This is a genomic window from Xenorhabdus entomophaga (genome assembly GCF_037996725.1).
GTDB classification, from domain to species: domain Bacteria; phylum Pseudomonadota; class Gammaproteobacteria; order Enterobacterales; family Enterobacteriaceae; genus Xenorhabdus; species Xenorhabdus khoisanae.
The window spans coordinates 31,494-44,617 of sequence record NZ_JBBMXH010000029.1 but is presented as its reverse complement, the minus strand read 5'-3'; the positions used below and the strand labels follow the sequence as shown (position 1 = coordinate 44,617).

General features: G+C 43.3%; 7 protein-coding genes. 5 read left to right on the top strand and 2 right to left on the bottom strand.

Annotation, left to right across the window (positions count from 1 at the left end; translation table 11 throughout):
* The first annotated feature begins 773 nt into the window (after positions 1–773).
* Positions 774–1,124 (top strand): DUF2645 family protein, encoded by a 351-nt coding sequence (locus tag AAC854_RS08275; protein ID WP_340616673.1) that lies wholly within the window; start codon positions 774–776, stop codon positions 1,122–1,124.
* 88 nt (positions 1,125–1,212) lie between these two features.
* Here AAC854_RS08275 and AAC854_RS08270 read toward each other — a convergent pair whose 3' ends face one another.
* Positions 1,213–1,542, bottom strand: coding sequence for an antibiotic biosynthesis monooxygenase family protein (locus AAC854_RS08270; RefSeq protein ID WP_340616672.1), 330 nt, complete (start codon positions 1,540–1,542; stop codon positions 1,213–1,215).
* Positions 1,543–1,616: 74 nt separating this feature from the next.
* Here AAC854_RS08270 and AAC854_RS08265 point away from each other — a divergent pair, with 74 nt between their 5' ends.
* Entirely contained in the window at positions 1,617–2,327 is a 711-nt protein-coding gene (locus AAC854_RS08265) for an ArsR/SmtB family transcription factor (RefSeq protein ID WP_340616671.1), read from the top strand.
* A 1-nt stretch (position 2,328) separates the two neighbouring features.
* Here the strand turns inward: AAC854_RS08265 and AAC854_RS08260 are convergent, their stop codons facing one another.
* Positions 2,329–3,255: a hypothetical protein gene (locus AAC854_RS08260; protein ID WP_340616670.1), complete on the bottom strand. Its 927-nt coding sequence runs from the start codon at positions 3,253–3,255 to the stop codon at positions 2,329–2,331.
* Between the two features lie 1,211 nt (positions 3,256–4,466).
* Here AAC854_RS08260 and AAC854_RS08255 point away from each other — a divergent pair.
* The 3 genes from AAC854_RS08255 to AAC854_RS08245 all read left to right on the top strand — a co-directional run bounded on the left by AAC854_RS08255 (position 4,467) and on the right by AAC854_RS08245 (position 13,058).
* The gene (locus tag AAC854_RS08255) at positions 4,467–4,784 is read left to right on the top strand and encodes a hypothetical protein (protein ID WP_340616669.1); all 318 of its coding nucleotides are present in this window, start codon (positions 4,467–4,469) and stop codon (positions 4,782–4,784) included.
* A gap of 322 nt (positions 4,785–5,106) precedes the next feature.
* On the top strand, positions 5,107–9,705 hold the full coding sequence (locus AAC854_RS08250) for an AMP-binding protein (RefSeq protein WP_340616668.1): 4,599 nt from the start codon (positions 5,107–5,109) through the stop codon (positions 9,703–9,705).
* Entirely contained in the window at positions 9,702–13,058 is a 3,357-nt protein-coding gene (locus AAC854_RS08245; protein ID WP_340616667.1) for a non-ribosomal peptide synthetase, read from the top strand. Before AAC854_RS08250 ends, AAC854_RS08245 begins: the two co-directional genes overlap by 4 nt.
* Positions 13,059–13,124: the final 66 nt, after the last annotated feature.

The following is a 13,124-nucleotide window of genomic DNA, read 5'->3' as shown; positions in this document are numbered from 1 at the left end:
CTTGCTGTGACATAGCCTTTTGTTCCTTTATTTCTCTCAGTTTGGCGACTTAAAGTTATAAAGGAGCGGCTATGTCATTTCAACTCACCATAAAAGTCGAGCATCGCGTTTGTTTCCTTTATTTTGTCATTTTCCACTTATCCTACTTATCCCACTTATCCCACTTATCCCACTTATTTCATTTATTCCACTTACTGGCAGTGTGCTCATTTCTGATTTTTTTCTTTCATTTCCCTTCATGATCCAAGGACCATTATCGTATTACTTCAATTTGTTGTTATCAGATTTGGCCGTTTCTCTATATTTTCAATATGTCTCCTGCATGAAACCTGATATTTTAAAAAGTCGAAAAGTACAATTATTAAGCAATTTTTGTATGGATAATGACTTGTAAATAAATGGTAATATAAAATAGATAAAAAGAATAAAAATTCAAAAATTGTAGTTTATGTCAATGATTTTTCCTTTATTTATAATTATTGTGAATGATTAGAGGGGGTATGCAGTAATCGACACAATTAAAACCAATTTTTTCTGTGGCTTCACAAAGGAAATATGACCCGTTCTATAAGGCGTAAAATCATCCTTACTCCTGATTAATTCCGATTTTTTTATTTAATATATTATTTTATCTTGTGATCGAGATCTTATCTTTGATAGGAAAGAGAAATATTACATTAGCTTTTTTGATATAAACATTCTTGAATGTGTGTTGGTGGTTTCTTGTCTAGGGGTAGATCTCGTCTTACTATTGATGATAAGAATAAGTAAACATGAAAACTATAAGTATACTCTTTTGTATTATCTTTATTTTGTACAGTGCAATATTAATTGGGTGCTTTTCGACAGTCGAACATGACTGGATGATTGGGGAAGAGGGGGTCAATACAGTTTGTGATGTAGTAAATACCTTTGCAGTTAATGACGACAGAAAATTGACAGCCCCTCTGTGTTTGGTCTTTTTATTACCTTTTATGATTCTTTTTATGATGAAGGGAGTAAAAGGATTTACGGAGAGTAAATTACAGTCGATAGTTTATTTTTTGACAGTTATATTTTCAATTGGAAACTGGTATTGGATGTTTTTTGGTCGATTTGCGGGTTGTCCATTCCCTCCAAACTGACTATGATGATTATTGGAAGATAATGGTATTGAACATTATCTCCCAATAAGAATTATGCAGAATAAGCCATTAATAATTTATTGCCAGTTCATCTTTCGGTTGGTGCTCCTTCCCTTGCATACATCCCGTAATCCCGGATAATTGCTGCGACTCTCAAACGATAATCCACAAACACCCCATTGCGCCCTAACACCTGCGCTTCCTGATGTTGGTAAGTATTTCTCCATTGTTTTACAGATTCTTCATCACGCCAGAAGGAGAGAGAAAGATATTTATTGTTATTATTGAGGCTCTGAAAGCGTTCTATGGAAATAAATCCCGGAATGGTATCCAATAATGGCCTGAGGGCAGCAGCGGTATCAAAATAATGTTCACTTTGGTTTTCTGCGATTTCGACTTCAAATATGACAGCTAACATTATCATTTCCTTGAAGGATAAAAAAATCTAAGCTACCTTGCTGCAATCACTGTCACTTCGATGTTCATCAAAATATGCATGAATTCACTCTTGAGAAACGAGTTTCTGCCATTGCTGCGGTGTTGGCTGATTACACCCGTGCCCGCATGTTATTTTTGCTGATGGATGGGCGCGCTTATACCGCGACAGAATTAAGTGCTGCTACTGATGTTGTTCCATCAACAACCAGCGCCCATTTAAATCGTCTGGCAGAAGAAAGCTTAATCAGCTGCATTAAACAGGGGCGGCATCGTTATTTTAAAATTTATAACAAAGAAGTCGCTAACTTGCTGGAAAATATGATGTATTTTGCTAATGGTGGATATGACGATATTGTCAAAATTTCCACACCCCAATCTTTGTGTTTTTTCCGAACTTGTTATGACCATATGGCAGGGGAAATTGCGGTAAAAATTCATGATAGTTTGTTGGTGAATCATTGGATGACGGAAAATTATGAATTAACGCCGACAGGCAAAGATCTTTTGATTTCACTTGATATAGACAGTGATATGGCTCTCTCCTCGCGGCGAAAATTTGCCTGTTCCTGCCTTGACTGGAGTGAACGGCATTTTCATCTTGGCGGTTTTTTAGGGGCATCGTTGCTTGATACTTTTTTAAAGAAAAAATGGGCAGTCAGGCAATTGGACAGCCGGGAACTGGTATTAACAGAATCGGGGAAGCGTGGGCTTAAACAGAAATTTCGCGTAGAAATAGATGGCGGCATGGGCCGCCATCTGCTGTGATTTATATCTTAATCCCCCGGTAACCGGATAAAATCAATTCCCACTCCTGTTGTGCGAACCAGGTTTGGGTATTGCCGTCGTAATGCATCTCATCATGCAGGAAAACACCATAATCAGAAGCGATGCCGGTGTAATTTGGCGAACTCCTTGCATCAATCAGGGTACGATATTTGGGATCGGCGGCAATGACATCTTCAATTGCTTCATTCACATAACTGGTATTGAGGGGATCAAATGCCACCGAAAGCGGGTAATACAATCGCCACGGAATATAGCGGGAACCTATAGCATCGCTAATCCCTGTAATAATGCGGGTGAAATTCATCTCTGATGCTTTGGCTGCCGACAAACTTTCAGTTTCAGCTTCCCATTGATTCCAATGAATCGCCAAAATACGCGGATTTTTGCCCATCTTGCGCAGTGACTGAACGGCCAGGCGCAACGTTCTGATTGCACGGGGACAAAGGGATTCTACATCTTGTGGATTGCGTTCTGGTGCCCAGCGATTATCGGGAAGATTATCCAGATACATTCCCTGTCCGCCCCAACCCATTAAAATCACGTAAAGATCCGGTAAGCTCAGTGCATTACCTTGATTGATGTGATTTTGCCAGAAGTTAGCGAAACGATTGGCGGCGTTGTAGGGATGATCTTGGTTGCCGCGTGGTAAACCGACGGGAGCACCAATATTGGCACTGCCAAAGCTGGTTAGCCCTGTCCAATTTATGGTAGAAAAGTTAATGCTGTAGACTTCTGGCAGGGATAAGGTGAATACATTGCTTAAGCTCTGGATGATCCTTTCATCTGGTGGTAATTCTGTTCCGTGACCATAGCTATTGGATTGCCCAAGCACAATAAATAGCGGGGCATCATGGGTTCCCCATGATGAATATCTTATTTCGGGAGAGTGAAGCGGTTTGTATGTCATCAGTTTCCCCTTAAAATATGTGAATTAATTAGATATCGAACTCCTTGCGAAAAATTGATTTATATAAAATACAGTGTGCATGATTAATTAATCTTTCTTTTTATTCACTTAAAGCAGGTATCATTATCACCTGTTTTAAGGATTATATGTGATGGTGTGGGGTTTTAAATAATCTTTTTTCTTAGTCAGAATATTATTGTATGGTTTGCCATTTAAAGTGTGTTTTCTGGATAATAAAATTGATTTTTGTGTGTGATGCGAAGTATTACATTCTTAATCTGCATTATTCCTTTAGATATAAGAACCTGATTTCTCTGCCGGTAATTTTTTGTTAAAAATAAAATGATAGGTGAATTTGACTAATAAATGCAGTTTTTCAGAAGGGCGCTCAGTTGCTATAGTCGGCATCACTCAAGTTCTTCCTTTTGTCGACTGGAGGGATTTATATAGAGATTTTTGTGTTTACAATCACCCAGCGCATATAGTGTAAGATGAGTTTTAGTTATATTTGTTTTGATATTAATTTAAATTGTTATTATTGTTTTATTTTATGAAGCAAATGCTGTTTTGATTATTGTTTCCTATGGTTAATTTTATTATTTGCTTGATTATATTGGGTTTTTTGTGGTTGCTTAAAGTGATGGAGAGATGAGATTTGAAACAGGCTTCTTAACTTTATTTGTTGATTGATACTCGATATCATTGTAATGTTTATGGCGCTAATCCACTACCTGCGTAAAAATTAACGTGTTAATCCAGCTCTAAGTAAGAAAATTAATGGCGTCTCTTTATCAGCCGTTATTTAAAGTGTTTGGTTGGTAGTTTAAGTGAGGTTATGTTAGCTGACATGAAAAATCATCAGTATTTAATGCAACAAGTTTCTTCGGAACTGATTCATAAGGTTAATAATTACAAATGCGACAATAATTATATCAGTTCTGTTTTCAGTTTTTCCAGGCTTTGGATGTTTATGCTAATTGCCATAAATATAGGAATTCATAAATCTGTCATCAAATTTCAATTAAATGATAACTTGAATGATGAGAAAATGGCTTCATTCCCGTAATAACTCAAGTTATAAAAAACGGGCGAAATTACTTGTGTGGTTTATATACCCAATGAATTTCAAGATGCAGGTTTATCGGCTGCATTCTGGAAATGTCTGGTATATAAGCATAATGGTCGCTATCAACTTGAGGAGTCTTGTAAAGATGTTTATCCGTAAGTATGATTTTATGGGTAGTAGAAGTGCAGTTTATTCTTTTTGGGTTATTAAAAATTATATTATATCAAAAATAATTCATCTTATTTCATATGCTTCACTTTATGATAATGTCATTTTAGTGAACACTGTTATATCCGGTTTTTTACCGCGTTATTCTTCATTTTTTATGCTCTTCAATTTTAAAGCTACATCATTATTAACTGCATCAATTAACCCAAGTCACACTGTTATCTGTATTCCTGAGGATTCTTCTCCTTTCTGTTGTGACGTAACTCAAAATTCATTAAGGATAGCCCCAACTTAATTTCAATTAAACAATGCTGACAATAATCATTATATTACAAATAACCATAGATGCTATTGGTCATTCTTTAGCACCATAATGAAAAACTGACAGAAAATTATTTCTTCGGTTGAATGATAAATTTTATATTTTTGTCAGCCATTTTTTGAGGTTCTGAATATTCGAGTCATATCTTGCATCAATATGGCGCTGAATGTTGTTGAATCGTTATTGGAATTCTTTGTGGTTATTAAAATTAAGCTCCTGAAAACTTGATAGCAGATAGGAAAAATTGCATCAAGTATAGGCAGAATCTGCTCTTCACAAAACGAGTATTTAAACCATGAATAAGCCGATTTTTGAGCTGTCTCGGTCACAGCAAGCTGTTTTCAAAATGGAAGCGTTTCATTTGACCGGCTACCCGTTTTATTTGAGTGTTGCGGTACGTTTAAACGGGGATATTCCTCTGGATAGACTGACGCAGGCCGCTGAAACGACCCAGAATTCAATGGATATATTTCATATTGGATTCGTTAATGATCATGCGGAAACAGATCACTTGGCAACACAGTGGCATGGCATCCGGCGGCTCACTCCCCATGCGGAAGTTATACAAGTCGATTTTAGCGGTTATCCGGACCCTAAACGGGCTTTTGAAAGTTGGGCTGAGCGTCAGACGCTGATAGAAGAAGATTTATCACTGACACCGGTGCGCGTTTTTGCCGTGCGTTTTCAGCCGGAACAGACAGGCTGGTTTATTAAGGCGCATCATGCGGCCACCGATGGTGAGGGGTTGTCAGTACTGATAGAACATCTGATGAGTGCGCTGGAAGAAGAAGAGCCGGATACGGAATATCTGCTGTTTTCGGTTAACGCGGAGGGTGAGCGGAATTATGAAAACTCCCGGCGTATGCAAAGAGATGAAGCATATTGGCGGAGTATTTTCAGTGACAATGCCGGTAACGAAACGGAATCCGCTAATGCCGGCAAAATAGCCAGCCGTTATCCGATGGGTGACTATCGCAGACTAACGCCTCGATCCCAGCGTGTACGTTACGAACTGAGTGAAGCTGAAAACGATATGCTGCGCCAGTTTAAAAGTCGTGGCGGCTCTATTTTCAGGCTGTTTTTCGCGGCGGTCGCTTATACACAAATGGTTATTGAAGACGGTAATGGCGCTTTATTGCAGGCACCGATGCTTAACCGCTGGAGTCATGAAGAGAAACGCTCTGCCTCTATGGCTGTGGCTCCGGTTTTGATCCCCGTGTCCCGTGAAGCGGGGGAGACGGTGACAGATTGTTACCATATGCTTAAGCAGCGTTTGCAAAAAGCGGTTGCTCACTCACGTTATGCGCCAGGTGCCCGATGGAATGAATTTGCATCACAAGATTGGAAACGGATCATTCCCGCTTTCGGGGTTTCCTATCAAACTGGCATTTTCCGGAAAACTGTCTTAGGTGCTGACGTATCAATTGATCATATGCAGGCAGTAGAAGCCCTGTTTGCGACCATTCATATCCATGACCGCTTTGAAGGCGGGAACTTCAAGTTTGAAGGTGATTTCCGCAAGATATGGTCATTAGATCAATGTCATATGTTTCTGAAAACAGTCACTGATTATGCAATGGAAGCTGCCTGCGAAATTTTGGCGCAACAAGAAGTCACGCAGACACCATTAAGTGAAAAAGAGCAAGAAACCCACTCTGGGAAAGAACCTCAGACAAAACCGATCGGTGTTTATTTATACCATGCGTTTGAACGTTATGCTGATAACCTGTTATTCCAGCAGGATGCTGATGTGGTGACTTACCGTCAGGGATTGCAATGGATTAACCAGTTCAGGAAACAGTTGCGTACCATACGAAACGGGCATGATGGGCACAATCCGGTATTTATTCTGGGAAGACGTACTCCTGAAACTGTACTCGCTTATCTGGCTTGCCTGATTGAAAACGTGACGGTAGTTCCCGTCTGTCCGACCATGCCTTTAGCCAGATTATCGGCTATTGCCCGTAATTCGGGGGCATCTCTCTGCATTTATACGGGAACCGACCATCACCTTGCAGAAATGCTGGGCCTGCGTTTGTTACGCGTTTCCTTGGATAAGGCAGGGCTTGAGGCTGCATTGAATCCAGTGACACGGGCAGAACAGACACACTGTCATCCTGCTTATATTCTCTATACCTCAGGATCGACCGGGGAACCTAAGGGCGTGGTGATTTCCCCGATGGCGCTGGCAGATTATGCCTTGGCGGCTAAGGCGGCTTATGCTGCGCAAACGCCGTTTAATGCGCCTTTATTTACCTCCTTTGGTTTTGATTTAACACAGACCGCCATTCTGGTTCCGGTTTTGTCGGGCGGATTTATCCAACCTCATGAACAGGATATCCGTGATAACCCCGAATTGCTGCAAACGTTGCTGGCGGATGAATCATTGACGGGCGTTAAATGCACGCCATCCCATCTCTCATTGCTGATTGAGCACAGCCCGAAAAGAAGTCATCCGCTGACTTTTGTGGTGGGAGGAGAAAATTTGTCCTCTTCTCTGGTGAAGAAAGCACTCGATTATTTTCCTGTGGGGAGCAAAGTCATCAATGAATATGGACCGACAGAAACAACAGTCGGATGCTGTATCTGCTCAGTGAGTAGGGAAGAAAGCTCTCCTGACGGTAATGACAAGATAAACACTGCGGTTATGCCTATCGGTACAGCGTTGGGCAAAGCAGAAATATCGATAAAAGATTCCTGGGGACAAAATATGCCCCGTGGATTCAGGGGTGAAATCAGTATCAGTGGCCCAGTGCTGGCCACGGGATATCTCAATGACCGTATCCAGACGCAGGAAAAGTTTGTGTGCGGTGCGGATGGCTTAAGCCGCTGGTATCGTACGGGCGATTTAGGGTTACAGGACGCGCAGGGAATATTTCATTGTCTTGGGCGTATTGACGATGAATTTAAGATCCGTGGCTACCGGATCCACCCGGCGGAAATAGAGAAAGCGGTGGAAAGTGTACTGACGAGTGCCGGGGAGAACGATAACTATAGTTTGGAGTTGAAGGCACTGAAATTGGTGGTTGATGAAGCAGAGGGGTATGAAACAGTCGCTTTGTGCAGCAGTCAGGCCATACCGCATGACAACCCGGAATTTCAGTGTAGCCTGAAAACGAAAATTCCTGATGCTTGGTTGCCCACGCTGTACTGTACCGTACAACCCTGGCCGATTAATGCCAACGGTAAAGTTGATATGGCGGCGCTGACTGCCGCAGCTCAGGCAACGTTGATGGCGAGTGGTTCTTCCCTGCCCGGTTCAGCCAATGCACAACGGCAGAGCGCATCGGGAGCCTATCAACTGCCGGTCTGGTTAAATGCAGAGTTTCTGAAACCAATCTGGCCACAGGACGTTGATCTAACCACTTCATTTCTGGAGCAGGGAGGAGACTCGATCAAAGCGATCAGGCTCGTCGCATTGTTAGCCAGAGAAGGGATCCGGATTGGTGCAAGTGAACTGTTAACGTTGAATTCCTTAGGCTCTGTGCTTGAAAAAGCCTGCGCAGCAGCGTCGGAAAACGGAGTCACTGATTCGGTTATAGCAGAAGAACTTGAAGCAGGCTGGATTAAACACTTACCCAGTATCAGCTGGTTCCGGCAACAATGTTTTAAACATGGCAATCGGTTGCAACAAGGCATGGTGCTTGAGTTGAAATCTTCACGCTCGGCTGAAGAAATAAACGCGGCTGTCTCGGTGGTTAAAGCAAGGCATAAAATTTTTGCTTTGAGAGCAAACCAAGATTTGAGTGAGTTTTACTTCGCATCTCCGGAACCGGAAGTGCATGACTGCGGTACAGTGACAGAAGGCGAGATTCTGGCGCCGGGTGAACACCTTGAAAACAGATTGAATAAATTGCAAAGCAAGGTTTGTCTGGAGAAACAGCCCAGCGTGCATTCGGTCGTATTTGATCCGGTTTCAGACAAAAACTATCTGATTTGGGTTTGTCATCACCTTATTTGCGATGTGCATTCATGGATTTTCTTATTGGATGAATTGGAGCAAGCTATCAATGGTTCTTCATTCCAGCATGCGAATGCAGAGGAAACGCCCCACGAGCAAGGTGCATTCCTGTGGGGTAAATGGTTGGGAGAACACGTTCCTGAGAGGGATTATGTGCCTTATGACGATAGCTTCCATCACCCTTCGGTGACTCAGGTTACTTTGGCGCTGTCAATTTGTGGTTATGATTTGCGATTGATGGAGCAACGCCTTAAGGCTGAGCGTTCACAATTGATCGCGGCTGCTTTGATGGACGTTATGCAGGATAACGAAATATTGCCTCCACAGCCTGTCATCCTGTTTGAAAACCACGGGCGTTTATTCTCTGAAGCGGGTATTCCCGCCACTTGGAATGCAGAAATGGCGAATGCGGCAGGTTGGTTTACCGGCTTTAATCAGTTGACCCTTAACATTTCGTCAGAACACCCATACCGACTTTCCCAGGCTGCTTTTTTGCGGATATTAAAGTCAGGTCTTTATGAAGATAAGCAGAGCTGGAAAGCACAATTGGGGCTGAATAATCCGGGAAAACGGCCACACATGTGCATTAACGACATTGGCTTGGGATTAGAAGGGCGCGGAACATGGGGGCATTTCGATCTGGTTCAGTCCTTGTCGGGCGGTTTCCGGCATCCTGACGAAAAGAGTGTGGCCGACTTTGACATACTTATTCGTGATTGCCGTGAGTCTGGCTCTGTTTTGGTTGAGTTGAGGCTGGGCATTCCCAACGCTAATGGTGATGATGCGCAGCATTACTTAGCACAATTAAACGAAAAACTATTATTGAACGAAAAGTTATTTTTGAACGAAAAGCCATACCTACCTGCCGATTTCCCTCTTTGTCAACTTTCACAATCGGAGCTTGATCTCATTATTAAGGGAGCCTCAGCATGAGAACCGCTATCGATTCAGCGAATACAGCATGCAGCGATAATTATATTGAAGAACTGCTACAAGTGACGCCTCAAGCGAATGGGTTACTGTTTCACGCATTAAAAGATGGAAACAGCGCTTATCACATTGGGGTGGCATTCAGCTTGAAGGTGGATGCCGATAAAGAAACCCTCCTTGAAGTATGGCAGCAAATACAGCATTCACAGCCCGCTCTCAGGTCGGTTTTTGTCTGGGAAGGTATTCGCATTCCCCATCAGGTTATTTATTCTTTACCCCGAATTCCGTTCGAATATATCCGTATTGACTCAACGGCTCCAGTCCCGTCAATTAAACAGCGTTGCCTTGATTGGCTGGCACATTCTAAAGCCACGCCTTTTGCGTTGAATAAAGAAGTGTTTCGCATTGTTGGTTTCCACAATGTTAAGGCGGGAACGGTAAGTCTGGCCTTCTCTTTCCACCATATTCTGATGGATGGCTGGAGTAGTTCGTTGTTGATTTCCCTCTGGTTGCAGGGATTGCGTCAGCAAAAAATTGTTCCTCTGGGTGCACGTATCTATTCACAGCAACTCTGGCAGGGTTTAAGTCAGGAAGCGTTGATGTCCAGTCGCGAATATTGGCGGGAAGTGTTTCAACATTTGCCCGGTGGAGAGTCTGCTGCAACAACCCGGCTCTTGGCTGAACCCCTATTCCGGGCCATTGGTCACGATGCGGCTGAGAAAGCAATAAATGAAAAAATCGTCGTAAATAGCCTATGGAGCGAAGAACGTAAGGCGGCTATAGAATCACTTTGCCGCCGCGCGGGGGTAACGCCAGCCAGTTTTATTTATCTATGCTGGGCATTGACGCTGGCTAAATTCACCTTCCAGAAAACCATTACGTTGGGCTGTACATTTTCCGGCAGAGGCGGGGCCTTGACGCAAGACATTGACCGTCAGCCCTTAGGCCTGTTTATCAATACCGTACCGCTTATCCTTACGCTTGAAGGTAAGTGGAATGTAGAAGCGGCTTTGCGTTCTGTTTTTCAGGCGCTACAACAGGCGCAACAATATGAAAAAACGCCGCCTTTATTGATCCGCGAGGAAGCGGGAATACGTGAAGAACTCTATGACTCTATTGTGGTTTTTGATAACTATCCCATTGATGCCACATTGAAAGATGCCAGTTGTGGTGCTTTCGTGACGGATTTATACAGTGAAGAAACAACGCATTTCGGTTTGACATTAACCGTTTCTGGTGTGGATCAATGGTTAGTCGAACTCAGTGCCGGAGAGGTTTTCACGGGGGCATCTGATGCAGTAAAAGTGGCGTTTAATGGGTTTGAATCGTTGGTGGAAGATCTGGTTAATCACACCACAGAGACGTTGATTGAAGATTTCATCTTAAAACCTGATACAGAGAAAGCAGAAGAAGGCTCTTTGTGCATTGGGGAGATCAACGAACAGACGCCGGATATCAATTCATTGCTGACACGTATTTATCAGCGTCTTAGCGAATCCCCTCAAGGAATCAGCCTGATCTATGGACAAAATAGCATCGGCAATCGTGAGTTATTGAAAGGAGTGAGTGGCGTACAGGAACAGTTACGGTTATCGGGTTTTATTCCGGGAGACAGAGTGGCTGTTCATCTTGAAAAAGGATTGTTATCGACTCAGGCAATACTCGCAATATTATTCAGTGGTGGCAGTTACTTCTATGTCAATCCGAAAGATCCACTGCAACGTAAAAAGACCCTGTTAACGTTGGCAGATTGCAGCATTGTTTTATGTGATGCTTCCTTTAATAAAGAACTTGGCGAAGGGCGCGGGCGTTATTTGCTGCTGGATATTGAGGAAAAGATTTTGCGGCCATCTACGGCGGAGCCGGCGCTATGGACTAACCGGCGGCCTGAAGATGAATTTTACTTTATATTCACGTCGGGAACGACAGGCACGCCTAAGGGGATTGCGATCCGTAATGAATCGGTCGCAAACCTGCTGGACTGGTTTATTAAGGAAACGGTGTTGACAGCCGCTGATAGAGTGCTTGGGCTGACGGATCTGAATTTCGACCCCAGCGTAGAAGATTTATTGGGTAGTTTTGTTGTTGGTGCCATGCTGATCTATCCATCGCCGGATGTGTTACTGGAGAGGCAGGCATTCATTGGGCTGTTGCAGTCTGAATCCATCACCTTAATTAATTTTATTCCCGGAGCCATTGCGCAGCTTATTCAGGATGCGCCATTCCTGCCTGCCATGAGATTGTGGATATTCGGGGGTGAAGAATTACCCAAACGTCTGCGGGATGATTTGTTGCAGCAAGGGTATGCCGTTAGCAACCATTATGGACCCAGTGAGACGACAGTGGATTGTCTCAACGCGAAACAATCCCTTACTGCGGATGTTGCCATCGGTTGGCCAATTCAAAATGTTATTGCCTACTGCGCTGATATATTCGGCAAACCATTGCCTGCCGGTGTGCGTGGTGAGCTTTGGGTGGGAGGCAAGGCGGTTGCCCGTGGTTACACGACTAACCCCGTTGAGACGGCGAAGTATTTTGTTAAATCTAACTATTTGGATCAATACAGTAAGCATCCTTTTTATCGCACTGGCGACATGGTTACTTTTTCCAGTGAATCAGGTTTTCGCTATCTGGGGCGGATTGATGATCAGGTGAAGGTGAACGGTATTCGCATTGAACCGAGCGAATTGGAGCGTGTTGTTGAGGCATTGGATACGGTTAAAGCCAGTTGTCTATTGCCCGTAACAGAATCGCCCGCAATAGCATCGAAGGGAAAGCGCCAGTGGCATCTTTTTGTTGATAGCCATGAACCTGCTGCGGTATTGGAGCCTCGGGTACGGGAACATATCCGGCGTAATTTCCCGGAATCGTGGTTACCTTCACTGATTGTGGTTGTCGATGGGTTTGAACGTACCATTACCGGCAAGATCAATCGCCGAAGCTTACAGGAGTATGCTGCGCAACAACTGCAAACAAAACCAGTGGAAAATCATGTGGCATCGGCAGATCCGGTAGTGGCTAAAGTGCAGGCGGTCTGGAAAACGGTGCTGGAAAGCCAGATGATTGATATAAACATCAATTTCTTTGATGCTGGTGGTAACTCGATAAAGATAATTGCACTCCAATCCCAGTTGCAACAAGCGTTCAGCCAGGAGATCCGTGTCACTGTCTTATTTGAGCATCCGACGATTGCCTCTTTCTCTAACTGGATTAAACAGAGCCGGTTGTCACCTGAACAGGTGAACTTAGACAAACAATCATCCCAGGAGCATATGCTGTCGTCATTCCAATCCGGCAAGAGCCGATTAGCGGACAGGCGACGCAAAGCAAAAGGCAGTACAGGAGAGCCTGTTTAATGAGTGACGATGTATTTTATGTGCTCATAATAAATATTAATTATCAAATGGGAAAGAATGATAGGT

Excerpts from the sequence above, each read along its gene's own strand:
- AAC854_RS08275 (WP_340616673.1), top strand. The coding sequence starts at position 774 with ATGAAAACTATAAGTATACTCTTTTGTATTATCTTTATTTTGTACAGT.
- AAC854_RS08270 (WP_340616672.1), bottom strand. The coding sequence starts at position 1,542 with ATGTTAGCTGTCATATTTGAAGTCGAAATCGCAGAAAACCAAAGTGAA.
- AAC854_RS08265 (WP_340616671.1), top strand. The coding sequence starts at position 1,617 with ATGCATGAATTCACTCTTGAGAAACGAGTTTCTGCCATTGCTGCGGTG.
- AAC854_RS08260 (WP_340616670.1), bottom strand. The coding sequence starts at position 3,255 with ATGACATACAAACCGCTTCACTCTCCCGAAATAAGATATTCATCATGG.
- AAC854_RS08255 (WP_340616669.1), top strand. The coding sequence starts at position 4,467 with ATGTTTATCCGTAAGTATGATTTTATGGGTAGTAGAAGTGCAGTTTAT.
- AAC854_RS08250 (WP_340616668.1), top strand. The coding sequence starts at position 5,107 with ATGAATAAGCCGATTTTTGAGCTGTCTCGGTCACAGCAAGCTGTTTTC.
- AAC854_RS08245 (WP_340616667.1), top strand. The coding sequence starts at position 9,702 with ATGAGAACCGCTATCGATTCAGCGAATACAGCATGCAGCGATAATTAT.